Annotated in this window: 22 protein-coding genes and 1 pseudogene; 8 read left to right on the forward strand and 15 right to left on the reverse strand. The window is 69.7% G+C overall.

Annotated elements, in window-relative coordinates; genetic code table 11:
* Positions 1 to 49: 49 nt before the first annotated feature.
* The 7 genes and pseudogenes from AB0L53_RS40255 to AB0L53_RS40285 all read right to left on the reverse strand — a co-directional run bounded on the left by AB0L53_RS40255 (position 50) and on the right by AB0L53_RS40285 (position 5,311).
* The gene (locus AB0L53_RS40255) at positions 50 to 898 is read right to left on the reverse strand and encodes an IclR family transcriptional regulator (protein WP_364005990.1); all 849 of its coding nucleotides are present in this window, start codon (positions 896 to 898) and stop codon (positions 50 to 52) included.
* Positions 899 to 930: 32 nt separating this feature from the next.
* Complete coding sequence (locus AB0L53_RS40260; RefSeq protein WP_364005992.1) at positions 931 to 1,518, reverse strand: hypothetical protein; 588 nt, start codon at positions 1,516 to 1,518, stop codon at positions 931 to 933.
* Positions 1,515 to 2,138 carry a cation-translocating P-type ATPase C-terminal domain-containing protein gene (locus AB0L53_RS40265; RefSeq protein ID WP_364005995.1) on the reverse strand — a complete coding sequence of 208 codons (624 nt, stop codon included), beginning with the start codon at positions 2,136 to 2,138 and terminating at the stop codon, positions 1,515 to 1,517. Before AB0L53_RS40265 ends, AB0L53_RS40260 begins: the two co-directional genes overlap by 4 nt.
* 83 nt (positions 2,139 to 2,221) lie before the next feature.
* Entirely contained in the window at positions 2,222 to 2,713 is a 492-nt protein-coding gene (locus tag AB0L53_RS40270) for an HAD-IC family P-type ATPase (RefSeq protein WP_364005998.1), read from the reverse strand.
* Between the two features lie 81 nt (positions 2,714 to 2,794).
* A pseudogene (locus tag AB0L53_RS40275) lies at positions 2,795 to 4,425 on the reverse strand (HAD-IC family P-type ATPase).
* Between the two features lie 21 nt (positions 4,426 to 4,446).
* The gene (locus tag AB0L53_RS40280; protein WP_364006001.1) at positions 4,447 to 4,860 is read right to left on the reverse strand and encodes an Hsp20/alpha crystallin family protein; all 414 of its coding nucleotides are present in this window, start codon (positions 4,858 to 4,860) and stop codon (positions 4,447 to 4,449) included.
* Positions 4,861 to 5,155: 295 nt separating this feature from the next.
* A complete protein-coding gene (locus AB0L53_RS40285; protein ID WP_364006004.1) occupies positions 5,156 to 5,311 on the reverse strand; it encodes a hypothetical protein in 156 nt (51 codons plus the stop codon).
* 151 nt (positions 5,312 to 5,462) lie between these two features.
* Here AB0L53_RS40285 and AB0L53_RS40290 point away from each other — a divergent pair, with 151 nt between their 5' ends.
* Positions 5,463 to 5,642 carry a hypothetical protein gene (locus AB0L53_RS40290; protein ID WP_364006007.1) on the forward strand — a complete coding sequence of 60 codons (180 nt, stop codon included), beginning with the start codon at positions 5,463 to 5,465 and terminating at the stop codon, positions 5,640 to 5,642.
* A 129-nt stretch (positions 5,643 to 5,771) separates the two neighbouring features.
* Here AB0L53_RS40290 and AB0L53_RS40295 read toward each other — a convergent pair whose 3' ends face one another.
* Together AB0L53_RS40295 and AB0L53_RS40300 are read right to left on the reverse strand one after the other, a co-directional pair.
* Positions 5,772 to 6,779 carry a hypothetical protein gene (locus tag AB0L53_RS40295; RefSeq protein WP_364006009.1) on the reverse strand — a complete coding sequence of 336 codons (1,008 nt, stop codon included), beginning with the start codon at positions 6,777 to 6,779 and terminating at the stop codon, positions 5,772 to 5,774.
* A gap of 311 nt (positions 6,780 to 7,090) precedes the next feature.
* Positions 7,091 to 9,847, reverse strand: a complete 2,757-nt coding sequence (locus AB0L53_RS40300; protein ID WP_364006012.1) for a cation-transporting P-type ATPase — start codon at positions 9,845 to 9,847, stop codon at positions 7,091 to 7,093.
* Positions 9,848 to 10,141: 294 nt separating this feature from the next.
* Between AB0L53_RS40300 and AB0L53_RS40305 the strand changes: the two genes are divergently transcribed.
* Positions 10,142 to 10,288 carry a hypothetical protein gene (locus AB0L53_RS40305; RefSeq protein ID WP_364006014.1) on the forward strand — a complete coding sequence of 49 codons (147 nt, stop codon included), beginning with the start codon at positions 10,142 to 10,144 and terminating at the stop codon, positions 10,286 to 10,288.
* Between the two features lie 113 nt (positions 10,289 to 10,401).
* Positions 10,402 to 10,575, forward strand: a complete 174-nt coding sequence (locus AB0L53_RS40310; protein WP_364006017.1) for a three-helix bundle dimerization domain-containing protein — start codon at positions 10,402 to 10,404, stop codon at positions 10,573 to 10,575.
* 334 nt (positions 10,576 to 10,909) lie between these two features.
* Here AB0L53_RS40310 and AB0L53_RS40315 read toward each other — a convergent pair whose 3' ends face one another.
* Entirely contained in the window at positions 10,910 to 11,749 is an 840-nt protein-coding gene (locus AB0L53_RS40315; protein ID WP_364006020.1) for a universal stress protein, read from the reverse strand.
* A 127-nt stretch (positions 11,750 to 11,876) separates the two neighbouring features.
* Here AB0L53_RS40315 and AB0L53_RS40320 point away from each other — a divergent pair, with 127 nt between their 5' ends.
* Both AB0L53_RS40320 and AB0L53_RS40325 read left to right on the forward strand, forming a co-directional pair.
* The gene (locus tag AB0L53_RS40320; RefSeq protein ID WP_364006023.1) at positions 11,877 to 12,626 is read left to right on the forward strand and encodes an HAD-IA family hydrolase; all 750 of its coding nucleotides are present in this window, start codon (positions 11,877 to 11,879) and stop codon (positions 12,624 to 12,626) included.
* Positions 12,623 to 15,532 carry a pyridoxamine 5'-phosphate oxidase family protein gene (locus AB0L53_RS40325; RefSeq protein WP_364006026.1) on the forward strand — a complete coding sequence of 970 codons (2,910 nt, stop codon included), beginning with the start codon at positions 12,623 to 12,625 and terminating at the stop codon, positions 15,530 to 15,532. Before AB0L53_RS40320 ends, AB0L53_RS40325 begins: the two co-directional genes overlap by 4 nt.
* Positions 15,533 to 15,569: 37 nt before the next feature.
* On the opposite strand, the gene gap is transcribed toward AB0L53_RS40325, so the two are convergent.
* The 3 genes from gap to AB0L53_RS40340 all read right to left on the reverse strand — a co-directional run bounded on the left by gap (position 15,570) and on the right by AB0L53_RS40340 (position 19,492).
* Positions 15,570 to 16,553: a type I glyceraldehyde-3-phosphate dehydrogenase gene (gap, locus tag AB0L53_RS40330; protein WP_364006029.1), complete on the reverse strand. Its 984-nt coding sequence runs from the start codon at positions 16,551 to 16,553 to the stop codon at positions 15,570 to 15,572.
* Positions 16,554 to 17,302: 749 nt separating this feature from the next.
* The gene (locus tag AB0L53_RS40335; protein ID WP_364006032.1) at positions 17,303 to 18,787 is read right to left on the reverse strand and encodes a wax ester/triacylglycerol synthase family O-acyltransferase; all 1,485 of its coding nucleotides are present in this window, start codon (positions 18,785 to 18,787) and stop codon (positions 17,303 to 17,305) included.
* A gap of 180 nt (positions 18,788 to 18,967) precedes the next feature.
* Positions 18,968 to 19,492: a hypothetical protein gene (locus tag AB0L53_RS40340; protein ID WP_364006035.1), complete on the reverse strand. Its 525-nt coding sequence runs from the start codon at positions 19,490 to 19,492 to the stop codon at positions 18,968 to 18,970.
* Between the two features lie 461 nt (positions 19,493 to 19,953).
* Between AB0L53_RS40340 and AB0L53_RS40345 the strand changes: the two genes are divergently transcribed.
* Positions 19,954 to 20,595 (forward strand): response regulator transcription factor, encoded by a 642-nt coding sequence (locus AB0L53_RS40345; protein ID WP_364006038.1) that lies wholly within the window; start codon positions 19,954 to 19,956, stop codon positions 20,593 to 20,595.
* Positions 20,596 to 20,628: 33 nt separating this feature from the next.
* On the opposite strand, the gene AB0L53_RS40350 is transcribed toward AB0L53_RS40345, so the two are convergent.
* Both AB0L53_RS40350 and AB0L53_RS40355 read right to left on the reverse strand, forming a co-directional pair.
* The gene (locus AB0L53_RS40350) at positions 20,629 to 22,317 is read right to left on the reverse strand and encodes a GAF domain-containing protein (RefSeq protein WP_364006041.1); all 1,689 of its coding nucleotides are present in this window, start codon (positions 22,315 to 22,317) and stop codon (positions 20,629 to 20,631) included.
* Between the two features lie 65 nt (positions 22,318 to 22,382).
* Positions 22,383 to 23,093 (reverse strand): nitroreductase family protein, encoded by a 711-nt coding sequence (locus tag AB0L53_RS40355; protein WP_364006044.1) that lies wholly within the window; start codon positions 23,091 to 23,093, stop codon positions 22,383 to 22,385.
* A gap of 591 nt (positions 23,094 to 23,684) precedes the next feature.
* On the opposite strand from AB0L53_RS40355, the gene AB0L53_RS40360 reads away from it, so the two are divergent.
* Together AB0L53_RS40360 and AB0L53_RS40365 are read left to right on the forward strand one after the other, a co-directional pair.
* Positions 23,685 to 24,221, forward strand: a complete 537-nt coding sequence (locus AB0L53_RS40360; protein WP_364006047.1) for a hypothetical protein — start codon at positions 23,685 to 23,687, stop codon at positions 24,219 to 24,221.
* Positions 24,214 to 26,805 carry a GNAT family N-acetyltransferase gene (locus tag AB0L53_RS40365; protein WP_364006050.1) on the forward strand — a complete coding sequence of 864 codons (2,592 nt, stop codon included), beginning with the start codon at positions 24,214 to 24,216 and terminating at the stop codon, positions 26,803 to 26,805. The genes AB0L53_RS40360 and AB0L53_RS40365 overlap by 8 nt, the downstream gene beginning before the upstream one ends.
* Positions 26,806 to 26,927: the final 122 nt, after the last annotated feature.

The following is a 26,927-nucleotide window of genomic DNA, read 5'->3' on the forward strand; positions in this document are numbered from 1 at the left end:
AGGCCGCTCACAGTCGGGCCGGCCAGTTGACGGCGCCTCGCCGACGGCGTCAGCTTCTGCCGCCGTCGGCGACCATGATCGACTTCGTGATGCGCCTGCTCACCATGCTCAACAGCCCCACGTACTTGTTGACGTCGGCGCGGAAGGTCGGCGCCGTCACCGACAGCGCCGCGACCACCGTTCCGGTGGCGCCGGTGAGTGGGATGGCCACGCTGAGATAGCCGACGCGGGTCTGCTCCCGCTCGATGGCGTACCCGACCTTGCGCGCCTGCTGGATCTCCTGGGCGAGCAACTTGGGCGCGGTGATCGTACGGGGGGTCACGCGCGCCAGCGAGGTGGACACGACATCGCTGAAGAGCGCCCCAGGGCCGAAGGCGATCAGGGCCTTGCCGGTCGCCGTGCAGTGCAGCGGCATGCGTCCGGCGATGCGCGACGGCCTGGACACCTGACCGTGACCGGACACCTTCTCCAGGTAGATCACTTCCAGCCCGTCCAGCACCGCCAGATGGATGGTCTCGCCCGTCGCCTGGTAGAGGTCCTCCATGAAGGGCCGCGCCGCGTCGCGCAGGATCCGCTGGCGCGGCACGCGCTGCCCGATCTCGAACAGGCGCATGCCCAGCCAGTACTCGGAGCCGCGCCGCTCCAGCAGGCCCCATTGCAGCAGTTCCTGGGCCAGCCGGTGGACCGACGCCTTGGCGACGCCGGTGCGGCGGACGATCTCGGACAGGCCCAGGCTCTCGTCATCCGGGCCGAACGCCTCGAGGATCAGCCGCACCTTGCCCAGCACGCTGTTCGCCGAGCCGTCGGGCTCGGCCGGGTAGGCGATCGCCACCGGCTGGGGTTCACCGCCGGCATCGGGGGCGGGGAGGCGAGACGACGACGGGTAGATAAGGGACATTAAGTGATAATCAGGCCAATGTCCTGTTTCGTTCAACGGGCCTGTTCCAGTGAGCGAGACGACCCCGCGTGATTCTTCTCAGCGCCGATTTCGACGTCTCGAACTACCTGTCCACCACGAGGATTCGGCGTAAAATCGCAGGTAGACGGCATGATTCTGGTGCCCACGAGTGACCAGTCATCCCCCACCGTGACAGCGGGTCTCATGGTCAAGGTGGTCGGGTGGGATTCTCCCGCAAGCGTATCGGCCGTGACGGCAAGCCCGGCGAGATGGTCGGCCCTCTTGCGACCGGCCACAACGAGCGTCGGCGTCTCGTGCGCTTCCTGAACTCTGCGGGCGGCGTTCGGATGGCTCTCCTGCCAGGTCTGAGGTTCGGCGGTGGTGACCAGCGCGAGTCGGCGCATGTCCGCCTCGCCGACAGCGAACTCCAGGACTGAGGCGGTCGGTTCCTTGTCAGCGACCACGATCGGCCCTGGACGCGCGGGGGCGAGCAGCTGGCCTTCGCCGTACGGCCACTGCCAGGCGTGGGCCACGGTCAGCGGAATCTTCCTGAGCTCGGCCTCGTCCAGCGCCTGCACGGAGAAGTCAGAGCCGTCGTAGCCGAGCACGATGTGGTTCATGGCCGTTGCCTCCTACCAGGTGGCGGTGCCGCCATATCAGACACTGATCGGGTCGTATCCGATCGAGAGCCCGCGTCTTCACGCGCGTGCTTGGCCCGCCACGCCTTGTGCGCGGTGTCGGCCAGGATCATGATGGGGATCGCCATCGCGGCGAGTGCCCATCCCGCGGCGGGTGGGAAGGCGCCGCCGAGCAGGTGCGAGACGGGTGGCAGGCCGAGGAAGGCCAGCAGCAGCACGGCTTCGACGGCGATCGCGCCGAGCAGCAGGGGGTTGGTGCGCAAGCGGATGCGCCCGATCCAGCGGGATTCGCTGCGGCAGGCGAAGGCGTTGGCGAGCTGGCCGAGCACAACGGCGGCGAAGGCCGTACCCGAGGCGGCGGCGAGCAGGCCGAGACTCGGGGCGGTGCCGAAGTGCCAGCCGCCGAGCAGCAGGACGCCGACGAACGCGCCCATCTCGGCCATGGCCTGGGCGGGGCCGAGAATCGCGAAGACGCGGATGAGCAGGCGGCGGTCGATGAGGTTGCCGGTGCGGGCGGGGCCGTGCATGGTGCGTGGGTTGGCCGGTTCGGCGCCCAGGGCGAGGGCGGGCAGCAGGTCGGTGCCGATGTCGAGGGCGAGCACCTGCAGCACGGTCAGGGCCAGCGGGATGGTGCCGCCGGACAGCGCCCAGATGGCGAACGGGGTGAGTTCGGCGACGTTGTCGGTCAGGTGGTACGTAAGGAGCGGCGCACGTTGGCGTAGGTGGCGCGGCCCAGCTCGACCGCGCCGACGATGGTGGCGAAGTGGTCATCCAGCAGCACCAGGTCGGCGGCCTCGCGGGCGACGTCGGTGCCCGACTTGCCCATGGCGATACCGATGTCGGCCTCGCGCAGCGCCGGCGCGTCGTTGACGCCGTCGCCGGTCATCGCCACCACATGGCCGCGCCCGCGCAAGGCCCGGGCGATGCGCAGCTTGTCCTCCGGCGTCACGCGGGCGATCACCACGCCGTCGTGGTCGAGCAGCTCGCCCAGCGCGGCGTCGTCGGCGGGCAACTCGGCGCCGGTGACCACCAGCTCGTCCGGGCCGAGCAGCCCGACCTCGGCGGCGATGGCGCGGGCGGTGCGCGGATGGTCACCGGTGAGCATGGCCAGCTTGATCCCGGCGAGACGGCATTTCCCGATCGCCTCGGCCACATCCTCACGCGGCGGGTCGTGCAACCCGACCAGGCCGAGAAGTTCCAGCTCCGACTCCTCGGCCGTGCGACCGCGCGACGGCGAGCACCCGCAGGCCGTGGTCGCTCATCCGGGCCAGCTCGTCATCGCTCCGGGTGCGGCCCGGCACAGCGGCAGCACGGCATCCGGTGCGCCCTTCAGGTGCAGTCCGCCGTCCACCAGGACGGAGGCGCGGCGCCGTGCCGGATCGAACGGGAAGCGCCGGGTGACCCGCCCTTCCACGTCGGCGCCGAGACGCAGGGCCTCGACGTGCAGAGCCACCTCCATGGGGTCGCCCACGGGCTTGCCGCCGCTGAGGCGGCCGCTGGAGCTCAGCACGGCCGTACGCATGACCTCGGCGGGCGAGCTCGACGGCGCCCACACCTCGGCCACGGTCATCTCGTTGCGGGTCAGCGTGCCGGTCTTGTCGGTGCAGATGAACGTGGCCGAGCCGAGCGTCTCCACCGCCTCCAGGTGGCGTACCAGGGCGTTGCGGGCGGCCATCCGCTGGGCGGCGCGGGCCAGCGACAGCGTGACGGTCGGCAGCAGCCCTTCGGGCACCAGCGCGACCGTGACACCGATGGCGAACAGAAAACCCTGCCCCGGCTCCATCCCGAGCAGCACAGCCAGCCCGAAGAACACGGTGCCGACCGCCACCGCGATCCCAGCGACGACCTTGACCACCTTGCCGAGCTGCACGGCCAGCGGGCTGGGCGGCCTGATCGCCTCCCGGGTGAGCTTGGCGATAGCGGCCAGCCGGGTACGCGCCCCCGTGACCACCACGACGGCCTCGGCCTCCCCTCGACCACGAACGTGCCCGCATAGGCCGGGCCGCCCTCCCGTGGCCGGGTGGGACGGCTCTCCCCGGTCAGCATGGACTCGTTGACGGCCAGCGCATGCACCTCGGCCAACTCCAGGTCGGCCGAGATCCGATCACCCGCCTCCAGCAGCACGACGTCCCCGACCACCAGCTCAGCCGCGCCGATCAGCACGCGCCTGCCATCCCGCCGGACCACCACGTTGGCCGGGATCAGCTCCCGCAACCGCTGCGTGGCCCGATCGGCGCGATACTCCTGGACGAAGGCGAAGCCCCCATTGAGCAACACGACCACCGCGATCGCCACGGCCAGCTGCGGCATCCCGGCCACCACGGCCAGCGCGGCCGCCCCCCACAACAGCAGAGCGAAGAAATGCACCATCTCGCGCAGCAGCAACACCACAGGAGAGACGCGGCGAGCCGCAGGCAGCGCGTTCGGGCCATTGGCGGCCAGCCGCTCGGCCGCCTCGACGGCGCTGAGCCCCCCACAGGACCGGGACAGGATGGCCATGACCACCACTCTCCTCGCGGCCCCCTGCGCTGGGCAGGGACTTTCGGCACCAACCCACGGGCCGTCCGGCACTGCCTGTGACGCTCGGCCGTACCCGGAAGCGGGCTGCTCTCGGACCCCGGCCGATGCCGCCTCATCTGCGCCGGCCATTGGCCGGTCCGTCCGGGACTTCCTGCGAGACCGGCCCGTACCCCCGGCGTGGTGCGGCGCCAGCACCGGAGGTCGCACGCCGTATACCAAGGGGAACCGCGCGTGGCGGGCCGGCGTCTGGCTCAGGGCGTACTTCAGAGCGGGCGCCGCGTCGGCGGATCCGTCGACGCCGGCCGGGATCGGCCTCTTCATCGTCGACCTCCTCCGAGCGGTGGGCGCGGGCGGGAGCCTAGGCTTCATCCGCCCGCGCCTGGCCGGACGTCAGTGCTCGACGGCGATCCGCCGGCCTTCCGCCTTCTTGCCGTCGGCCAGCCCCAGACTGACCTCCAGGACGCCGCCGTTGTAGGTGGCCTTGACGTCATCCGTCTTGGCCGCGGCCGGCAGCGTCACCGACCGCGACAGCGACCCGTAGGAGAACTCCGAGCGGTGCGGCTCGGAGACCTTGCGCGTCCTCTCCGCCCGGATGTGGAGCACGCCGTCACCCACGGTGACCTCGATGTCCTTGTCGGGGTCGATGCCGGGCAGCTCAGCGCGCAGCACGTACCGGCCGTCGGCGATGTAGTCCTCGACCCGGACGATCTGTCCGAACGGCCGGAACCCGAACATCGGGCTCTCCATCCACTCGAACAGCTCCGGGAACGGGATTCTGATGTCCCTACGCTCCGGCAGGTTCATCACAGCCTCCTTGTGTGGTTCCGATTCCCACACCTTCAGGACATACCTGCGCCTTCCCCGGCCCCAGAGGCCGAAGTCCCTACCCGTCAAGGGCGATCGGCCCTGTTTTGCCAGCCGTGGTGAGCCCGTGGACCGCGTCGCACAGCGGCGGGGTGAGCCACGGCCCGGCCGCGCTCTAACGTCTAGGCTTGCCTGTCGTTCAGCCCTCCAGGGCGCCTGCATGATCGCGTACATGCCTCCACCAGATCATCGACGCCGGGCGCGTGTGAGCCGAAGGCCCCCACTTCAGAGGACCTTAGCCGCCCACCATACCCAGCAGCAGGATCGCCCCGGCCGCACCGCGTACGCCGTCGATGACGGGCACGTCCGCGCCTTGCGTGAAGGCGACGTAGATGGCGACGTTCGCCGCGGCGACCACTGTCGCCAGAGCGTCCTTCCAGGTCAGTCTCATCACTGCCACTTCCTTTCCCCCTGAGTGTCCGCCCGCCGGATCTGTGCGGTCAGTGTCTTTGGTCCTGCCTGCCGGGGACATTCGCCGCTGTCGCGCGACGGCGGCGGGCGCCCACCATGTGCTTGTACCGTTTTATGGAGGTGAACCGATCATGATCGGCGGACGAATGATCATGGAGTCGCCGGTGCTCGACGCCGAACTGCTGTCGCTGAAGAGGCGGGTCGACAAGCTCGAGGAGCTCGTCCGCACGCTGACCGCCGCGAACCTCGCGCTCGTCCGGGCCGTGGAGAACCTTCACCACACATCAGCCAGCCTGGCTCCCAGCGACTGAGGCACGCCAAGCCGACCGGAGTCGGCCGTGGCGCACGCCCACTCGTCATACGGCGAGTATCGAGCGTTCGGCGCCCTGTCCACGGCACGCGTTCTCACGCGTGCACGACGACGAACTGTCCCCGTCGTCCTACAGCTGTTGGCCACGGCGCAGCAGGCGCACCAAAGCGGCACCGGTGAGCGCCGCGACCGTGGCCGCCATGACCGCACCGCCGAGCACGCCTATGGCGGCGATGAGCCGGCCCGGCTGCCCCGGCTGCCCCGGCTGCCACAACAGCGTGGTCACCGCCGCGAACGCGCCGAGCGCGACCAGCCACGCTCCCGCGGTCGCCGCCACCCACCGCCAGGCGCCTCGCACGTGCGGGCGAAGCACCCGCCACTGCAACAACCCCATCGAGGCCAGCAGGACCACGCCCAGCACGATGAGCACCGCCGGATGCCAGCTCATGACCCGCTCACCGAGTACGACGGGCAACGCCCCGATGGTCCACGCGATCCCGGCGCCCCCGCCGTTGCCCGTACCCATGCCACGGTGCCGATCCCTGGCAGAGCGGCCTGGAGCGCATATGCCTGGGCCAGGCCGAGTACCGTGCCCTCCACCAGCCCCGCGGCCACGAGTGTGGCGCCCTGCAGCAGCGGCCCGATGCCGAGCACCCCCCACTGCACGCCCGCCGCCAGCGCGCCCACAACGGCCGGGACGGCGAAACCCCGCGACCTCGCCCACCGTGACGGCCGCGAACCAGCGCCGCCACAGCCGCTTCATCCCCAGCCTCGCCACCGGCGTCGCTGGGTCGAGGCGGATGGTGAGAGCGACGGCATCATCAGGCGGGACGCCGAGTTCGGTACGGCCGATGCTGTCACCGATCGCGCGCAGGGTGACCCGCAACGGTGCGCCACCCTCCAGGTTGCGCCACCACAGCCGGGAGCCGCGGCTGATTACCGTGAGTGTGTCTCCCTCCTGGCTGTACTGGACCGGCACGAGCAGCCTCGCTCCACTCCTGCGGCCGGTGATCTCCGCGAGCACCACCCATCGCGACAGCAGGTCGTGCAACGGAGTCCGCAACACCCATGCGACGATCGGGTTGACCAGCCGGGTCTGCAGCCGGCCTAGCGCCCGCACCGGGACCGCCGCCCGCACATCAGGTAAGCGATGGGTCCGATCGGCTGGACGAGGATACCCAGCCACCACAGCGTGACCGGCCAGATCAGGGGCGCCCCAGGCCGCCCCTGGACGGCGTGAAGGTTGCGCACCCAGTTTGCGGCTGACACAGGCGGAACCTGAAACCGCTACGCCCAATGATCACTCCGAGTGACCAACACTTGAGCAGCGGAACCGAATACAGATCACTTGATCAACGGCTCCCTCCAGCATCAACCCCGGGCTCCCCCTGACAGCGAACGGTTGGTTCGCCACCCCCGGCCTGTCTGCTGCTGCCTGGCACCCCTTGTTCAGCGGCTGTCCGGCAGACCGCCCGTGGACATGTGAGCGATGTCGGCATCCACCCGTTGGAGGCGCTTGTCGGATCGGGCGGAGGCCGGTGGTAGGGCGGCCGCCCGGCGGCGGCGTGCCCATCGGCGGAGTTCGTCGATGCCCCAGACGAGGAAGGGGAAGGTGCTGATCAGGGCCAGGACGTCCAGGGGCAGGGCGGCGGTGCCGAACAGGCTCTGCAGCGGCGGCAGGTAGACCAGCAGCGCGGTGAACACCAGCTCGAAGGCGATGCCCGCCAGGAGCAGCGGGTTGGTGAACAGCCCGATCTGGCGCAGTGAAGCGTGGTCGGTGCGGGCGGCCATGGCGGTGCCGATCTGGCACGTGACGATTCCGGCGAAGGTCGCGGTGGTGGCGGTCAGGTAGGCGTGGTGCAGCGTGGTACCGGGCCCGGTGGCCTGGCCCGGGTGCCAGCCCGCCTTCCACAGCACGTAGAAGAAGGCTCCTGTGACCAGGGCGGCTGAGGTCAGGCCCAGCACGCCCCAGGCCCGGATGAGCATGTCGCGGGAGATGACGCCCTGGCGGGTGGAGCGGGGCGGGCGGGTCATGAGGCCGGGCTCGGCTCCTTCGCGTCCCAGGGCCAGGGCGGGCAGGGTTTCGGTGCCGAGGTCGATGGCCAGGATCTGCAGGACGGTGAGTGGCAGGGGTACGGCGCCGGCGCTGAGCGCGAAGATCAGGAACGGAACGATCTCGGGAATGGCGTGGGCGAAGATGTACAGGATGAATTTGCGTACGTTGTCGTAGACTTGGCGGCCCGATTCCACCGCGGTGACGATGGTGGCGAAGTTGTCGTCGGTCAAGACCATGGTGGAGGCCTCGCGCGCGACGTCGGTGCCGGATTGGCCCATGGCGATGCCGATGTGGGCGCGGTGCAATGCGGGCGCGTCGTTGACGCCGTCGCCGGTCATCGCCACGATCTGTCCGTGGGCGCGTAACGCGTCGGCCACTCGGAGCTTGGTCTCCGGTGAGGAGCGGGCGAAGACGATCTCGGCGTCGAGGGTGAGCAGTTCGTCCAGTTCGTGATCCTGGATCGATTCCGCTTCGGCTACCACCTGCAGCCGAGGGATGCCGATGCCCACCTCACGAGCCACCGCAGCCGCGGTAGCGCCGTTGTCGCCGGTCACGATGTGCACCCGCAGCCCGGCATCGTGACAACGTCCTACCGCGTCGACCACCTCGGGCCGCGGCGGGTCGTAGAGACCCGCGAGCCCCAGCAGGCGCAGCCTGCTCTCGGCCTGTTCACGGCTTTCGGGTACGGGTGCCCCGTCGGGCAGCTCGCGCACAGCGATCGCCAGCACCCGCAGTCCGCGATGGGTCAGCTCATCCACCGCGGCCAGTACCGCTGCGGCATCGATCCCTTCGACCGTGTGTGCCAGCACCGCTTCGGGTGCGCCCTTGACGGTGAGGGTCAGGTGGTCGCCGTTCTGAGCGAGGGTCGACATCAGCCGCAGCCGGGGATCGAAGCGGAACAGGGCGCGTCGCCGCGTGTCGCGGCCGTTGAGATCCACCGGCACGCCCAGGCGTGCGGCGCCCTCGACCAGAGCGATCTCGGTCGGATCGCCCTGCAGCGTGCCGGTGTCGTCTTGGGCGATGGTGGTGCACTCGGCCATGGCCTGGATGAGCGGCTGCTGCCTCGGTCCGGGGGTGAATCCCTCCTGCGGTGTCCACAGCGTTTGCAGGCGCATCCGGTTCTGGGTGAGGGTGCCGGTCTTGTCGGTGCAGATGACGGTGGTAGAACCCAACGTCTCCACCGCGCTGAGCCGCTTGACGACCGCGCCGTGCCGGGCCAGGACGCGCACACCGAGCGCCAGCGCCAAGGTGATCGTCGGCAGCAGTCCTTCAGGCACGTTGGCCACCAAGAGCCCGATGGCGAAGGTCAGTGCGTCGGTCAGCGGGAGCCCGGCGGCGGCGCCGATCAGCAGGAACAGCACGCCCATGCCGACGGCTACCGCGGCGATCAGCCAGGCGACCCGCTTGACTTGCCGCTCCAGCGGGCTCTGCTCGCGCCGGGTGTGCTGGGTCAGGGCCGCGATACGGCCAAGCTCGGTGTGGCCACCGGTCGCGAGCACCAGCGCCTGCCCCTGACCCGCGACGCAGGTGGTCCCGCTGAAGACCAGGTTCAGCTCGTTCAGCGGGGCCAGGCCATCCAGGTTCGGGCCGGCCATCCGCTCGACCGGGGCCGACTCGCCGGTCAGCATGGACAGGTCGACCTCCAGCGCGCCCTGCAGGAGCCGGGCATCAGCCGGGACCTTCTCGCCCTCATCCAGCACGATGATGTCGCCCGGCACCAGCTCACGCGCCTCGATCAGCTTGCGGCCGCCGTCACGCACCACGTGCGCCTGCTCGGGCACAAGCCGGGCCAGAGCCTCCACCGCACGCTCGGCCTGACGCTCCTGCAACAGAGCGAAGGCGGCGTTGAGCACGATGACCGCCACGATCGCCCAGCCCAGAGTCGAGGTCTGGGCGGCAAAAGCCAGCGCGGCGGCCCCCCACAGCAGCAGCGCCAGCGGATGGATCAGCTGACGGCCCAGTTCCCGGCCAAGCCAGGAGCGTCGTTGTCGCTTGACCTCGTTCGGCCCGTAGACCGCCAGGCGACGCTCCGCCTCCCGCGCCGACAATCCGCGCATATCGGTGTCCGGCTCGACCGGCTTCCGCAGCCGATCACGCGGAACAGAAGCTGAAACGAGCCCTGGACTGTCACCGTCCGCTGAGTGCCGCATGCTCCCTATCCTCGGCCGCGCACCAGCAGCCGGCAGGGGTCCAAGGGCGACGACCATAGGGCCGAAAGACCTCAATCCGCCATGAGCCCCCGCTTCTGGGCTGGGGGTACCGCGCTCGACCGCACGATCAGCTCTGCCGCACCGCGGGACCTTCGACTCTGTCGCGCAGGCCCGAAGGAGAGCAGGCTCGCCTGCAGGGGCACGGCCCGAGCTGCCTCCAGCGGGGAGGCAGAGCGGGCCGCCCGCAACGGCAGCGTCGGCGCTGTGGGCCCTGCGGGCCGAACGGAGCCTGTCATGAACGGCTGGACCATCCCTGTGACCATCGCGGCCGTGCTGGTGCTCGCGCTGGCGGTACGGACCGTCAAGCAGTACAACAAGGCGTGCTGGTCCGGGTGGGCGCGTCAGGGCTGCGATCAAGACCGCTACACAAGCGGCGCATGAACCACACCGTGTCGTGTTCATTGAGATGGACGGGAGTCGATGTGATAACTCGCCAGGACCGGGCCACGGGTCACGATAGGGGCGTCGATCAGGAACGACGCGAAAAGCAGGCCATGAGCGCAGTGAACGAACGTCTCAGGCACACCTATGGCGGCACTCTCGGCAGCGACACCGTTACCCGCACCGTGGAGCGGGTACACCACCGCTTCGACGGACGCCCCATCAGGGACTTCATCCCGGTCCTCGTCGAACGCTACGCACGCGAAGAACTACGGACACCGGCATGAGCCTGACAGGCGTGGAACACGCCGCCAGCAATCGCCGACCTCGCCGCACCGGACCCTGTGCTGGGTGCCCCATCGTGATGGTCATGTCGTGATGGTCATGGTGTGCCGGTGGGCGTTGGCTGTCATGACTGAGTTTGGCCGGGCGGGCTGTGCCGTACATGAAGATTCGCCAGATTATGACACAAGCCTGTATCAGGCATCCTCGACGGGTTGGACGACGACACCACCCGCGTGCAGGGGAAGTCGGCGACCGGTGACCACATCGATCACCGGCAGCTGCTTGATCCGCTTCTCGTGCATCAACCGCGCCACGTTCCCCGTCGGCAGAGGGCCTCTATGCGCGTACCACCGCCACCGGGCAGCGGGCGTGGTGCAGAACGCCGCGGCTGACCGAGCCGAGCAGCAGCGCACCCACCGCGCCGTGGCCGTGCGAGCCCACCACCAGCAGATCGGCTCGGGCGGAGGCATCGGTGAGCGCTTCCACCGGCTGCGCCGGCTGGACGTCCTCGACGACCGTCACCTGCGGGTAGTCCTTCATGCACCTTTCCAGCCGATCGCGGACCACCTGGTGCTGCGCGGCGCGAACCTCGTCCATGTCGTACGGCACCCCGGGCGCGAACGCATGCACCGGCTGCCAGGCGTGCACCACCCTCAGCGCGCTCCCCCGCAGCTCGGCCTGCCGGAAGGCGTAGGCCAGCGCGGGCTCGCACGCGGGCGAGTCGTCCACGCCGACCACGATCTCCCCGTGCACCGGCTGGCGATCGCCGCGCACGACCACGACGGGGCAGTCCACATGGCCCGCCACGTGCGTGCTGACCGAACCCAGCAACGCGCCGGCGAACCCGCCCAGCCCCCGGCTGCCGACCACGATCTCGGTCGCCTCCTTGGCCTGCTCGCGCAGCACCTCGGCGGGCGCGCCCTCGATGTCTCGCGTTGTGACCTCGACGCCCGGCTGACGCTCATGGGCCAGGGCCAGCGCTTCGCGCAGGATCCGCTGTCCATCGCGCAGCAGCGTGTCGGGCAGCCCGGTATTGGGGAACCTGTCGATCTGGTACGGCGAGCGGTCCACGGCGTGCACGATCCGCAGCGGCTCTCTCATCCGCAGAGCGTCGTTGGCCGCCCACTCCACCGCGGCCCGCGCCGTCACCGAGCCGTCCACCCCTACGATGATCATGATCTGCCCCTCCTTCGTCACCTCCCATCGGACTCGCTCCCAGAGCGTCGTTGCAGGGCCGGAAGTCCGTCAGGCAAGAGCCGAAGGACCCTGTTCGCCCCAGTGACGGGTGCGTAGCGTCATGGGCATGGCAGCCATCGACCTGACGCGGCTCCGTGCCGTCGTCTTCGACACCGACGGTGTGGTCACCGACACCGCCAGGGTCCACGCGGCCGCGTGGAAGCACGTGTTCGACGCCTTCCTGCGCGGCCGTTCCACCCCCTTCGACATCCGCGCCGACTACCTGCGCTACGTCGACGGCCGGTCGCGCCTGGACGGGGTCCGCACCTTCCTGGCCTCCCGCGGCATCTGCCTGCCCGAAGGCGGGCCACAGGACAAGCCGGGCACGCCGACCGTGCACGGGCTCGGGCTGGCCAAGGACGCGCTGTTCGTCCAGGAGATCGCCGAGCATGGGGTGGCCGCCTTCGGCTCAACCGTCGATCTGCTGCACGAGCTGCGGCAGCGCGGTTGCCGTACCGCCGTGGTGTCGGCCAGCAGGCACTGCCGCGCGGTGATCTCGTCCGCGGGACTGACGCACCTGTTCGACGTACTGGTCGACGGCAACGAAGCCGCGCGGCTGAGCCTGCCGGGAAAGCCTGACCCGGCATTGTTCCTGGAAGCCGCCCAGCGGTTGGAGCGTGCGGCAGGCGAAGTGGCGATCGTGGAGGACGCGCTTCCCGGTGTCGAAGCGGGGCGCAGAGGCGGCTTCGCCCTGGTCGTCGGGGTGGACCGGACGGGCTCCCAGGGCGCCGCGATGCGCCGCGTCGGAGCGGACATCGTGGTGACGGACCTGGCCGAACTGGCCGTTACCGGCAGCGTCCCAGTGTTGCGGCGATGAATCCCTGGACGCTCGCCTACGAGGGGTTCGACCTGGCTTCGGAGGGGTTGCGCGAGGCGCTGTGCACGCTGGGCAATGGCCGGTTCGCCACGCGCGGCGCGACGCCCGACGGTGAGGTGCGGACGCCGGGCACCTATGCCGCGGGCTGCTACGACCGGCTGGCCTCCACGGTCGCGGGCCGCACGGTCACCAACGAGGACTTGGTCAACCTGCCCGACTGGCTGCCACTGACGTTCGCCACCCCCGGCTCGGACTGGTTCCGCCCGGAGCGGGCCGACCTGCTGGACTACCGGCAGGAGCTCGACCTGCGGCAGGGGGTGCTGCTGCGCGAGTTACGCTGGCGTGACGAGGCGGGCCGCGTCACTCTCGTACGGCAACGCCGTCTGGTGTCCATGGCCGACCCATACCTGGCCGCCCTGGAGACCACCTTCACCGCGGAGAACTGGTCCGGCCCGCTGCGCGTCCGCGCCACCCTGGACGGCGGGGTGACCAACAGCGGCGTGGCCCGCTACCGTGACCTGCGCGGCGATCATCTGACCGGCCACGCGACCGGTACGCAAGGCGAGCTGACCTGGCTCACCGCGGTCACGCGCTCCTCTCAGATCGCGGTCGCGCTCGCCGCGCACATGGACGCGCCGGCGGTGCCCGAGGTGACCAGCTCGGCTGACCGGATCACCGCCGAGCACGTTTTCGACGTCGTCGAGGGTGTGCCCGCGACGGTGACCAAGGTCGTGGCGCTGGTGACCTCACGCGATCCCGCCATCCACGACGCCCGTTCGGCGGCCCTGCGCCGGCTACGGCCGGCGCCGCGTTTCGAAGAGTTACTCGCCCGGCACGTAGCGGCATGGGAGCGGTTGTGGCAGGACGCCCGGCTGGAGGTGGACGGCCCGGAACTGGCGCAGATCGTCCACCTGCATATCTTCCACCTGTTACAGACCCTCTCCCCGCACACCGCGGACCTGGACGCGGGTGTGCCCGCCCGCGGGCTGCACGGCGAGGCCTACCGCGGGCACGTGTTCTGGGACGAACTGTTCGTCCTGCCATGGCTGAACCTGCGTTTCCCCGAGATCTCGCTCGGCCTGCTGCGTTACCGGTGGCGGCGGCTGCCCGAAGCCAGGGCAGCGGCCCGCGACGCGGGGTATGACGGCGCGATGTTTCCTTGGCAGAGCGGCAGTGACGGGCAGGAGGAGACCCAGACGCTGCACCTGAACCCCTCTTCGGGCCGCTGGCTTCCGGACGTGTCTCATCTGCAGCGGCATGTGGGGCTGGCCATCGCCTACAACGTGTGGCAGTACTACCTGGCGACTGGATCGATGCCGACGTGGTGCGCGGAACTGCTCATCGAGATCGCCAGATTCTTCGCCTCGCTGTCCGTGCTCGACCCCACATCGGGACGGTACGAGATCCACGGCGTCATGGGACCCGACGAATACCACACCGCCTACCCGGGCGCCTCCTCACCCGGCCTGAACAACAATGCCTACACCAATGTCATGACCGTGTGGCTGCTGTCGCGCGCGCTCGACACCGGGAAGGTTGGTCCTGAGGAGTCGGCGCGCTGGGAGGACATCACCCGCCGCATGCGGATCGACTTCCACGACGGCGTGCTCAGCCAGTTCACCGGGTACGCGGACTTATCAGAGCTGGACTGGGATCGTTACCGCGGCGTGCGCCGCCTCGACCGCGCGCTCGAAGCCGACGGCGACGACGTCAACCGCTACAAGGCGGCCAAGCAGGCCGACACGCTGATGCTGTGCTACCTGCTGAGCGCCGAGGAGTTACTGGCGATCCTGGACCGGCTCGGCTACTCGGCCACGCCGGACTTGATCCCTCATACCATCAGCTACTACCTGGACCGCACCAGCCACGGCTCGACCCTCAGCGCCGTCGTACACACCTGGGTACTCGCCCGCTCAGACCGGGCCCGCTCGTGGCAGTACTTCGCCGAAGCGCTGTTCAGCGACATCAACGACATCCAGGGCGGCACCACCGCGGAGGGCATCCACCTCGGCGCGATGGCCGGCACGCTGGACATATTGCAGCGCTGCTACCTGGGCCTGGAGATCCACCCCGACGGCCTGCACCTCAACCCGCTCCTGCCCGACCGGCTCGCCGCGCTGTCGCTGCCGATCCGCTACCGCGGCCATCAATTGGTCATCGACGTTGATCGCGACAAAACACGTGTCGACGGCGTCACCCTGCCACTCGGCACCAGCCGCACCTTCACCACCGAGGACGAGGAGACGTTCATGACAGGCACCGGCGACTTCGGACGTCGCATGATTCACCATCGCGAGCGGCTGGGCCTCACCCATGAGCAGGTCGCCGACCGCGCGGAGATGTCCACCGGGTACGTCCAGTACCTGGAAGGGCATCTGAGCCCCCCGAACATCGAAACACTGACCCGCCTGGCCGCCGCGCTGGAGACCACCGTTCAAGACCTGCTGGGCGGCGGTCAAGATCGTCCGCCAGGTGGTGGCCCCGCCTCGGCCGACCCGGTCCCGGAAGTGCTTGAGCCTGCGGAATGCCTGCGCCTGGTCGCGCCCGGCGGTGTCGGCCGAGTGGCGTTCAACGGCTCGCACGGACCGACGGTGCTGCCCGTCAACTACAAGCTCCACGACGGCGCCATCGTGTTCCGCACCTCGCCGGGCGGACCGATGGACCAGGACCTGCGCACCGGCCTGGCAGGCGTGGAGATCAAAATCGGTTTCGAGGTCGACAGGATGGACGAGGCCCAGAGTGAGGGATGGAGCGTCCTCATCCAGGGCCCCGCCCACCACGTACCGCCGGATGAACTGGCCAAGGTCACCGATTCCGACGTCACCCCGTGGGCCGGTGGCGACCGGCAGCTCTACATCCGCATCGTCCCGCACCAGATCACCGGCCGCCGCATCCACGGCCGGTGAACCGAAGGGACGAAAGTCTCGAACCAGAAGGCGAGCGTCATGCCATTCGCTGGGCCATTTCGACCAGCCGGTTGGCATAACCCCACTCGTTGTCGTACCAGCCGAACACCTTGACCAGATCGCCGCCGGCCTGGGTGAGCCCGGAATCGAACACGCACGAGGCGGCGTCACCGATGATGTCACGGGAGACGAGCGGATCGGTGCTGTAGCGCAGGATGCCGTGCAGCTCGCCCGCGGCAGCGGCGGCGAAGGCGTCGTTGACCTCCTGCGCGGTGACCGGTCGGGAGAGCTGGGCGCTCAGGTCGGTGATCGAGCCGTCTTCGACCGGCACCCTGATGGCGATGCCGTCCAGCCTGCCGTCCAGCTCGGGCAGCACCTGGCCGACCATGCGGGCCGCGCCGGTGGTGGTCGGCACGATGTTCACCGCGGCCGAACGCGCTCTGCGCGGGTCCTTGTGCGGCCCGTCCAGCAGCATCTGGTCACCGGTGTAGGCGTGGATGGTGGTCATGAACCCGCGCACCAGGCCGAAGCTCTGGTGAAGCACCTTGACCATGGGAGCGACGCAGTTGGTGGTGCACGAGGCCAGTGAGACGATCTCGTGCCGGGCCGGGTCGTAGGCGGCGTCGTTGACGCCGTGCACGATGGTGACGTCCAGGCCCTTGCCGGGAGCCGATAACAGCACCCTGCGGGCACCCGCCTTCAGATGGCCGGCCAGCGCATCCCTGGTCCGGAAGCGACCGGTGGCGTCGATGACCAGTTCCACGCCCTGGGCACGCCAGTCGATCGCGGCGGGGTCGGCGTGGGCGCTGATCGCGATGCTCGTACCGTTGACGGTCAGAGCGTCGGTGGAGGCGGCGACGGGAAGGTCGAGCGCGCCATAGGTGGAGTCGTGCTTGAGCAGGTGGGCCAGTGCGGCCGCCTCGGTGATGTCGTTGATGGCGACGATCTCCAGGTCGGTGCGGAGCGCGCGACGCAGGACGGCCCGGCCGATCCTGCCGAATCCATTGATTCCGATTCTCATGCCACCATCGTCCGGCGGACCGGCCTCGGCGTTCAGAGGCCACGGTCCCCACCCGGATGGGACCTTCGACCCCTATCGGAACACAGCGTCCTCGACGCTTAACCGGGTGAAATCGCCCTCAGCCCACCATTCGGCCCAGGCCACCAGCCGCCCCGCCGCCAGGCCGGGATGGTGAACCTGTCGAACCGGCGACGATCTCACCCCTCGTCTCCTGAGGCGGAAACCCGGACGATCACGTCCACGTCCTTGCCGGGCTATCCCGTATGGTCGAGATGATCGAGCCTGTCCCGGTATTCATCGGTGGAGATCTCGCCGCTGGCGTACCGCTCGGCGAGCACCTCATGCGCCGCTCGAGACCAGAGCGTTCGGGCGACGAGCTGAGGTCCTGGCCTGTGAACGCCCGCGCGACCAGCCATACCACCAGGGCGATGAGGCCGATCCAGAGCAGCATCATGAAGCCGCCCCACATCAATCCCGATCCACTGCCCCACATGTGGCTCCATCCGTTCCAAGGGCCGGCGGGGGAAATCATGACTCCCATGTCATCCTCCTTAAGTGTCTTCCTCCTTGAGCGAAGCCTCCGCTCAAGGTCAGGGTCGCAACGGAACGCACCCGTCGACAGCGGCGAAAGTCCCTGTTCAAGGAGGCTTTCGGCCTTTCCGGCCGACAGGCGAGGATGGAGCGAGGCCCGGCCCGGGTTCCTGCCCGCCAAGGCCTGCGCTCGGCCCCAGTCGGCGGCCAGGCGCTGGTCACCTACGTCGTCCACGGCGAGCCAGACGCCCGACCGCCCTTCGTGGCCGGCCGCCCTTGGGACGCAGCGGCGTGACCACCGGCGGGGCGGGGCCTGGGCGGTAGGCGAGGCTCAGCGCTTGAATTTCGTTCTCGATGGTGCGGGCGAGCGGCTCGACCTCTGGCGCGCTGTCGTAGTCGCCGGTGACGCCGAAAGTGACCTGATCGCCGTACGTGAAGATCGACACGCCGGTACGCAACCGCAAGGCGATCGGGACGTACGTGAGGATCTCAAGCACCCGCCGGCCGAGCAGGTACAGCGGCCCGCGCGGCCCGGGCACATTCGTGGTGACCGTGACGACGTGGCGCTGTGGCAGGTGCGCGGCCAGCCGCAACCCCCAGGAGATGGGCAGGAAGGGCTCGTGGCCAGCCAGCGCGGTCATCGCCTCCCCCGCCTGAGCCTCCCCGCTCGCCTTCAGCTCGGCGAGGTGCTCGTGTACGGCGCGCAGCCGCGCGACCGGATCGGCCACGTGTACCGGCAGGAACGCCAGCATCAGCGACACCCGGTTTTCACACACGCCCTCCTCCCCGCGGGCACGTACCGACACCGGGACCAGCGAGCGCACCGCGTGCGCGTGCGGCTCCTCGCCGCGCTGGAGCAGCAGGTGGCGGAAAGCGCCGCTGATCGCGGACAGCACCACGTCGTTGACGGTGGCATCTGCCCGATGAGCGATCTCCTTGACGTCAGTCAGCGATCCGCGGCCCACGGCGTATCGCCGGTACTCGCCGATCGGGCCGGTCAGGGTGGAGGCGCTCGCGGGCCACAGCGCACTGGTCAGGGCGATCAGCCCGCGCGCGGTGTTCGCGACGCGCCTGACGGTGGCGCGCGGCGCGGCGAGCGCTCGGCCGATCATGCGCGTCTGCTCGACCGGATTGAGGAGCAGGTCGCGCAGCGCGCCCGCGGTCAGGCTCAGTGTGGACGGCTCGGGTGCCGGAGCCCACACGTCCGGTGGCGGCTCCGCTCCACCTTGAGGTGTCTCGTCGAGGATCACTTGGTAGAGGTGCGTGCCGGACACCCCGTCGACCATGCAAAGGTGCACTTTTGACACAAGTGCCCATCGGCCGCCGGACAGCCCCTCGATCACCCAGTACTCCCACAAAGGCCGGGCGCGATCGAGTCGCTGCGACATGATGTCGCCGATCCGGTCGTGGAGCGCTGTGTCGTCACCCGGTGGAGCGAGGGCCACGCGCTGGACGTGATAGCTCAGATCGAACGCGGGGTCGTCCACCCATACCGGCGAGCCGAGGTCGAGCGGCACCTGGCGGGCCTTCTGCCGGTAGCGCGGCACCAGCGGAAGCCGGGCCCTGATCGCCGCGAGGAACTCCTCCGGGACGGGCGCCGGCCCTTCGAAGACGGCGACCGACGAGATCGCCATGGACACCTCGGGCTCCTCGTCTTCGAGATCCAGGAATGCCGCATCCAGCGGGCTCATGTGATCGGCCATGACCGTCTCACCTCTGTGTTCGTCGACGTGCCCCCACCGTCGTCTCGGGCCGGCAAGGCGGCCAGGGCACAAGGTCCCGGACGGCTCGCCGTTATGCCTATCCGTGAACGGGTGTGTGCTGGGAGCGGCACAGCGCGATGCCCACCCTGGGCCGAAGGGTGGGCACGAGCGCGGGGCGCACTACTTCAGGTAGGGGTTGCGTCGGATGATGGGGAGCTTGCCGAGGCCCAGGGTGGTGCCGGCACCTGCCAGGGCGAGGCCGATCAGGACGACGGCGTAGATGAGGTGTTCGTCCATGAACGGGTTGGTGTCCAGGGGCAGTTCGGCCGCCCACATCAGGACCAGCAGCAGGCCGCCGGTGACGGCCGCGACCCGGAGGCCGACACCCAGGATCAGCGCGAGGCCGATGCCCAGCAGCCCGAGCATGAACAGCCAGTCCACCCAGGGCTGTCCGGCCAGGCCGGAGAAGAGCCCGCCGAGCGCGTTTTCTCCGGTGCCCTTGAGGAAGCCGGTGGTGGGGCTGCCGCCGGAGATCCAGGCGCGGTTGGCGGGGGTGGCGAAGCCCCAGCCGAAGGTCTTGTCCAGGAACGCCCACAGGAAGATCCAGCCGATCGAGATCCGGGCGATCGCCCAGACATAGTCGACTGGGCGAGTGGCGTTGTCCCTCGTGTCGACGTTCATGGGGGTTGAACGTGTGGTCGCCATGACGGCCCCCTTTCCATGCGGATGGGCTGCTCTGCTCACACCCCGATCACACCGTTTCCGGTGACCGGCGGGCAGTGCCATACGGCCCGCCATACCGGGACCTTTGGCACTTCGTACGGCTAAGCCGGTTTCGGTGTGGTTCTTCACCGTCACCGCATCCGCCGTACGGACCAAGGACCGGATGCTCTGGGACTTCCGCCCCTGTCAGTCCAGAGCGCCTGGCTGTGGGATCGAGACGTATCCGAAGGAGGGTCCGACATGCCGATCACGGTGAAAGACGTCATTGGCGCTCTGTCTTTCTGGGAGGTGCGGATGTAGCGCCGAAGGCCCCGTAGACGAAGAACACGCGGCCATGAGAAGGCTCGGAGGAACGAGCTCGCGACCCCGGGGAAACCGCTGTGCTGCTGATTAGGGACTATGGTCCCTTCTCTGTGGTGGGCCCGGCCGGTTAGCGTCGGAGCATGATTCGGGTGTTCCTCGTTGATGACCATGAAGTGGTGCGGCGGGGCGTGGCTGCCCTGCTGGGCTCCGAGTACGACATCGAGGTGATCGGCGAGGCCGGGACCGCGGAGTCGGCGATCGCCCGTATTCCGGCGCTCAAGCCGGACGTGGCGGTGCTGGACGTGCGGCTGCCGGATGGCAATGGTGTGGACGTGTGCCGCGAGGCCCGTTCCAGGCTGCCGGAGCTGGCGTGCCTGATGCTGACCTCCTATGCCGACGATGACGCGTTGTTCGAGGCGGTGATGGCGGGCGCGGCCGGTTACGTGCTCAAACAGATCCACGGCTCCGACCTGGTCGGCGCCGTGCGTACGGTCGCCTCGGGGCAGTCGCTGCTCGATCCGCAGACCACCGCGGCGATGCTGCAGCGGCCGCGGGAGCAGGCCGCCAGGAGGGACCCGCTGGCGGCGCTGTCGGAGCAGGAACGGCACATCCTGGACCTGATCGGCGAGGGGCTGACCAATCGGCAGATCGGCGAGCGGATGTTCCTGGCCGAGAAGACGGTCAAGAACTATGTGTCCAACCTGCTGTCCAAGCTCGACATGCAACGCCGTACTCAGGCAGCGGCACTCGCGGCACGGCTGCGCGCAGATCGGCGGGAATGAGCGAGACCTTCGCCGATAAGGGCAGGCCCAGCGTCAGAGGGGGACGCTCCAGCGAAGAGCGGTCCCCCCTGCCTCCGGAGAGGTGACGTCGAAGGAGCCGCCAAGCGTGGTGGCACGCTCGTGCAGGTTGCGCAGGCCGCTGCGCCTGCCACCGGCGGGCAGCCCGACGCCGTTGTCCTGAACGGCCAGCGTGAGAACGTCATCCGCCACTTCGACAGAAATATCTGCTTTGGAGGCCTTGGCGTGGCGGACCACATTGGACAGCGCCTCGCGCAGAACAGCCAGCAGGTGCTCGGCGATGGGTTCGGGCACGCGGTTGTCGAGCTGGCCCTCCATCAGCAGGCCGGGCATGAAGCCGAGATGGCCACGAGCCGATTCCCCCAACTCCACGATCTGCGCGCGCAGGCTGGGCCCGGCCGTCTCGCGCGGCCCCTGCAGGGCGAAGATGGTCGAGCGGATCTGCCGAATGGTCGCGTCCAGCTCGTCGATCGCGTACTGCATCCGGTTCGACACCTCGGGTTTGTCCACCAGCCGGACCGTGCTCATCAGCGTCATCGCGATCGCGAACAGCCGCTGGATGACCACGTCGTGCAGGTCCTTGGCGATACGGTCGCGATCTTCGAGCAGGCCGAGGCGTTCGGCGTCCTTGCGGGCCTCGGCCAGCTCCAGCGCGATGGCGGCCTGCCCGGCAAATGCCCCCAGCATGCGCAGATCCGCGGCGCTGAACGGCAGCCGGCCCGACCGTTTCGCCACCGCCACCACGCCACGTACCTTCTCCCCCACCCCCAAAGGCATCAGCAGCTCCGGGCCGAAGCCCAAATGACGCAACGGGGAGTTCGTCTCATTCAGGTCCTCCGCCGACACCGCCTCGCCTCGGGTGTAAACCTGACCCGCCGCGGTGGCCGCCAGATCGAAGGTCAGGCCCGCCACCTGTTCGGCGTGCTCGCCATCGACGTACTCCACCACCAGCGACCGGCCGCCCGCCTCCGGCATCAGGATCTTCACGAGGTCGGCATCGCTCATCTGGCGGGCGCGGGCCGCCATCAGAGTGAGCACCTCGCGCGGGTCGGCCCCGGACAGCAGGCTGGTGGTGACCTCGGAGGAGGCCTGCAGCCACGTCTCGCGCCGCCGGGTCTCCTCATACAGGCGGGCGTTCTCCACGGCGACGCCGGCCGCGGCGGCCAAGGCGATGACGATGGCCTCGTCCTCCTCGTCGAACTCCGCCCCGCCCCGCTTCTCCGTCAAGTAAAGGTTGCCGAACACCTCATCGCGCACCCGTACCGGCACCCCGAGAAAGGTGCCCATCGGCGGATGCCCGGAAGGGAACCCATAGGACTCGGGATGGTCGGAGATGCGGCCGAGCCGCAGCGGGCGGGTGTCCTTGATCAGCAGCCCGAGCAGACCGAGTCCGTGCGGCCAGTGCTCGATGCGGGCGATCTCCTCCTCGCTCAGCCCGACCGGGATGAACTGGACGAGCGTGTTCTCCTGCCCGACCACGCCCAGCGCGCCGTAGCTGGCGTCCACCAACCTGGTCGCGGTCTCCACGATCCGGCGCAGCACCGTCTCCAGATCCAGATCACTGCCCACCAACACAACGGCTTCGAGCAACGCATGCACCCGGTCGCGGGTCGACAGCACGGCGTTCAGCCGCACCTGCAACTCGGCCAGCAACTCATCCAGCCGCGTGTTCGGCATCAACGGGCGATGCTCGCCTTCCGTCATGGAGATCAGTGTTACACCGCGACACGCCCACGACCACCTCCCACGGGTCGATAAGCGCTCGGCTCTCACTCCAGCGTGTCAGACAGCGGGCGGCGGACCGATTCCTTGTCGTCGAAGGTGATCCCGAGCCGCATGATCATCTGGGGGTACTCCTGCGAGCACAGCTCCTGTCTGAGGAACTCGCGCAGGTGGTACATCTCCAGCGCCTGGGTGTGGAAGGCGGCGCTGACCCCGTACACCCAAGCACGCAGCAGAACGCTCTGCAGTGCCTGCCCCGTCGCGGTCCATTCCTGGCGGGTGTCGCCCGGGGTGGTGAGCAGGGCCCCAACTCCGGGCGCCGTGGAGGCGCTCTGATCGGCTTGACTGCCCCAATCGTGGCGCCAGGCGTAGTCGCGCTGCGGGAAGTGCGGGCCGGTCCGGGCCGCCTGCCGCGGGTAGCCCTCGGCCGGCACGCCGTCCTTGCGGGCGCTGCCCGGCAGGCGGGCCCAGCGGATCACCTCCAGGGTGAGCACCCTGTCCTGAGACTGCACCGCCTGCGCGGCCTGAGTGAGCCCCGCGATGAGGCTCACCGCAACGGGCGAACCGACCGGCGTCAGCCTGGCCCCCTCGTTGCTCGCGTCCTTGACCAGCGCTTCGAGCAGCCGCTCGGGCACCGGCAGGTCAGTGAAGCCGGCGCGGTGGGTGCGGCGGCGCTCGATCTCCGCGCCCAGCGCCCGCGTGTGCTCGACCGATGAGCAGCTTCCTGTCGGTGTCGGCCCGCTAACTGATCTCCTCACCGGAGACACCGAAAGACCAGGGCTGGGTGTTGTGTACGGAAGGGCCCCAACGGGCGGCCTTCAATGCCGTCTCGATGGCGTGCTCTCGATGCTGTGTCGTGCAAGCGGCCATGACAGCACCTCCACTCGGTGATGACACCAGGGCATCACACAGGGGAAGCAGCCGGACAGGGCCAAAGGTCCCGCCCCGTTAGATGCGACGGCCCTCAGTGAACGCTTCCCGCGCACCCGATGGGCAGGGACCTCCGGCACCAAGGCGGGGGCCGGACGGCACTACCGCAGGGCTCGGCACCTGCGACAGCGTGGATGGCGGGAGGTGCGTCATGTCCCCATCACTCGCTACCAAGCTCGGCGTCAGGCGGCTGCTCGTCGCGGCCGGTCAGGCGCCTTCCGTGCACAACACCCAGTCGTGGCGCTTCGCCGTGTCCGGTGAGGAGATCAGTTTGCGGGCCGATCCCGACCGGCGACTGCGGGTGAGCGATTCGCGAGGGCGGTCCCAGCTTGTGAGCTGCGGCGCGGCCCTGTTCAACCTGCGCCTGGCGGTGCGGGTGAGCGGGCGGCGGTCGCTGGTCTGGCTGCTGCCAGACCCTGATGAGGAGCCCGGCGTCCCGCGAGGGCGCGCATTTGCTGCCCCTCGACCGGCGCGGCGCCGCGGAGACGCTCGACTATGCCGCCATGGCCGAGGATGAGCTGGCCCGAGACCACGACTACCAGGCGGAGCTGGCCGCGTGGACGATGCCAGGGGCCCGCTTCGACGGCCTCCCGGGCTATGTGCAGGGGCCACGTCCCCTCAAGGATTCGGCGGCGACGCGGGACTTCGGACGGCGCGCCGGAAAGGCGCCGTTCGAACGCCATCCGCATCTCGCGGTGCTCACCACTCCCGGCGACCGGCCGCTCGACTGGCTGCGCGCCGGGCAGGCGCCGCAGCGGCTGCTCCTGGTCGCCACCGAGCACGGGCTGTCGGCGGCGTTCCTCAACCAGCCGCTGGACCTGCGCGACATGCGCCACCGCAGAGACCCGCACCACCGGCGCGGCCACCCCCAAATGATCATCAGGTTCGGATACGGCCCGTACGTGGCCCGCCCCCCGCGCCGCCCAGCCACCGAACTGGAGACTCACCATGCCTGACGGCTATGACGTGCTGTTGCGCGACGGTGGCATCGCCCACGTGCGCCCGCTCCACCCCACCGACCGCCCAGACCTGCACAAGCTCGTGGACCGCTCCTCGGAACGCTCGGCCTACCTGCGTTTCTTCACCGGCGGCCGCAACACCGCCCATTCCTACATGGACCGCATCACCTCGGCGAAGTACGGCGGCCACGCGCTGGTCGCCACCATGCGCGGGCGGCTGGTCGCCGTCGCCGAGTACATCCCCGCCCAGGACGGCAGCGCCGACCTGGCGATCCTCCTGGACGACGCCGTACACGGCCACGGGCTCGGCACGCTCCTCCTCGAACACGTGGCCATCGACGCGGCCGACCACGGAGTGCGCGAACTGGTGGCCGACGTGCTCACCGAGAACCGGCCGATGATCAATGTCCTGCGCGACCTCGGCCTGGACGTGACGCGGCGCTGCGACGGCGGCACGCTACACCTCACCATCGCCTCGCGACCGACGGCACGGCTGGCCGCGGGCGTCGAGGAGCGGGACCACGAGGCCGAGCGGGCCTCCCTGACCCGTGTGCTGGAACCGCGGTCGGTGGCGGTGATCGGCGCGAGCCGCGACCCGTCAGGCGTCGGGCACCGGGTGCTGCGCAACCTGCTCGACGGCGGCTTCACCGGTCCGCTCTTCCCGGTCAACCCCAACGCGACCGAAGTGGCCGGGTTGACCTGCCACGCGAGGGTTCCCGATGACGTGGATCTGGCCGTCGTGGCCGTTCCCGCCAGACACGTGCTGGAGGTGGCCCGCGACTGCGCCGAGGCGGGAGTGGCCGGGCTCGTCGTGCTGACGTCCGGGTTCGCCGAGAGCGGGCAGCGCGATGTGGAGGCGGACCTGCTGACGATCTGCCGCACCGCCGGGATGCGCCTGGTCGGCCCGAACTGCCTGGGCATCGTCAACACCGCCGCCCGCCTCAACGCCAGCTTCCTGCCGCGCTCCCCCGCCACGGGCCGCGTCGCGCTGATGTCGCAATCGGGTGCGGTGGGGGCCGCGCTGCTGGAACGGCTGGAGGTGTCGTCGTTCGTGTCGGTCGGCAACAAGGCCGACGTCAGCGGCAACGACCTGCTGGAGTACTGGGAGGACGACGAGCACACCGACGTGATCGCGCTGTACCTGGAGTCGTTCGGCAACCCGCGCAAGTTCGCCCGCATCGCCCGGCGCGTCGCGGCCAAGAAGCCGATCCTGCTGGTCAAGAGCGGCCGCTCGGGCGCGGGTGACCGCGCGGTGCGCTCGCACACCGCGGCGGCGGCCACGCCGGACGTGGCGGTGGACGCGCTCGCCCGCGCCTCCGGGGTGATCCGCCTCGACAGCGTCGGTGAGCTGCTCGACACCGCGAGGCTGCTGGCCGCGCAGCCACTGCCCCGAGGCCGCCGCATCGCGATCGTCGGCAACTCCGGCGGGCCGGAGGCGATGGCCGCCGACGCCTGCGAGCGGCACGGTCTGGTCGTACCCGAGCTGCCCTCTGGGTTGCTGGCGGCCCGCACCGCCGCCGCGCTGGGCAACCCCGTCGACCTCACCGCCGACGCGACCGCCGACGAGATCGGTGACGCTGTCAAAGCGCTCGTCGAGGCTTCCGAGGTGGACGTGGTGCTCGTCATCTACACCCCGCCGTTCGGCTCGGGTCTGGAGGAGACCCGCCAGGCCATCGCCGCCGCGACCAAGGACGCCGCCACAACCGTGCTGGCCTGCGTCGTCGGCCATGACGGACTGATCGACGGCCGGATCCCCGTCTACGCGTTCCCGGAACAGGCCGTCGAGGCGCTCGCCCACGTGGTGCGCTACGCCGAATGGTGCACCCGACCGGCCGAGCCCGCCGCCGAACCCCCGCCCGCCGACACCGCCGCCGCTCGCCGGCTCGTCCACGCCGAGCTGGCCGTGCACCCGGACGGCTGCTGGCTCTCCCCCGCCGCCGCTCTCCGGCTGCTCGGCTGCTACGGCCTGAGCCTGGTGGAGTCCGCGGACGTGAACGGGCCGGACGATGCCGCCGGGGCCGCCGCCCGTCTCGGGCTGCCGGCCGTACTCAAGGCGACAGGTCCCGTGCACAAGAGCGACGTCGGCGGTGTCCGCCTGAATCTGCGGACAGCCGAGGAGGTACGCCAGGCGTATCACGAAATGTCGTCACGCATCGGCCCGGAGATGACCGGCGCGGTCCTCCAGCCGATGCTGCCCGGTGGGGTCGAGATCATCATCGGCGGCGTCAACTATCCCTTCTTCGGGCCGCTGGTCATGGTCGGGATGGGCGGTGTGACAGCGGAACTGCTGGCCGACCGCGCCTTCCGGGTCCCTCCGGTCACCGACGCCGCCGAGATGATCGAGGAGCTGCGCTGCGCGCCGCTGCTGCACGGCTACCGCGGCTCGCCGCTCGTCCGGGTGGACGCCCTAGCCGACCAGCTCGTACGGGTGAGCAAGCTGCTCGAAGACCTGCCCGAGGTGGCCGAGCTCGACCTCAACCCGGTCATCGTCACGACCGACGGCGCCACGACGGTGGACGTGCGGATCAGGATCGCGCCCTGCGCTCCGCCACAGTCTCCGCTGCTGCGCCGCCTGCGCTGACCAACGACCATCGCCGTCGGGACTTAGGGCCCTACCAGGCGCACCACCGTCGGAGCTGTGATGAAGGTACAAGGACAGCAGATGAGAAGGGTTGAGCCGTGAAGCGCAGGACCGTCGCCGAC

Source organism: Nonomuraea sp. NPDC052129 (genome assembly GCF_040680095.1).
GTDB lineage: Bacteria > Actinomycetota > Actinomycetes > Streptosporangiales > Streptosporangiaceae > Nonomuraea.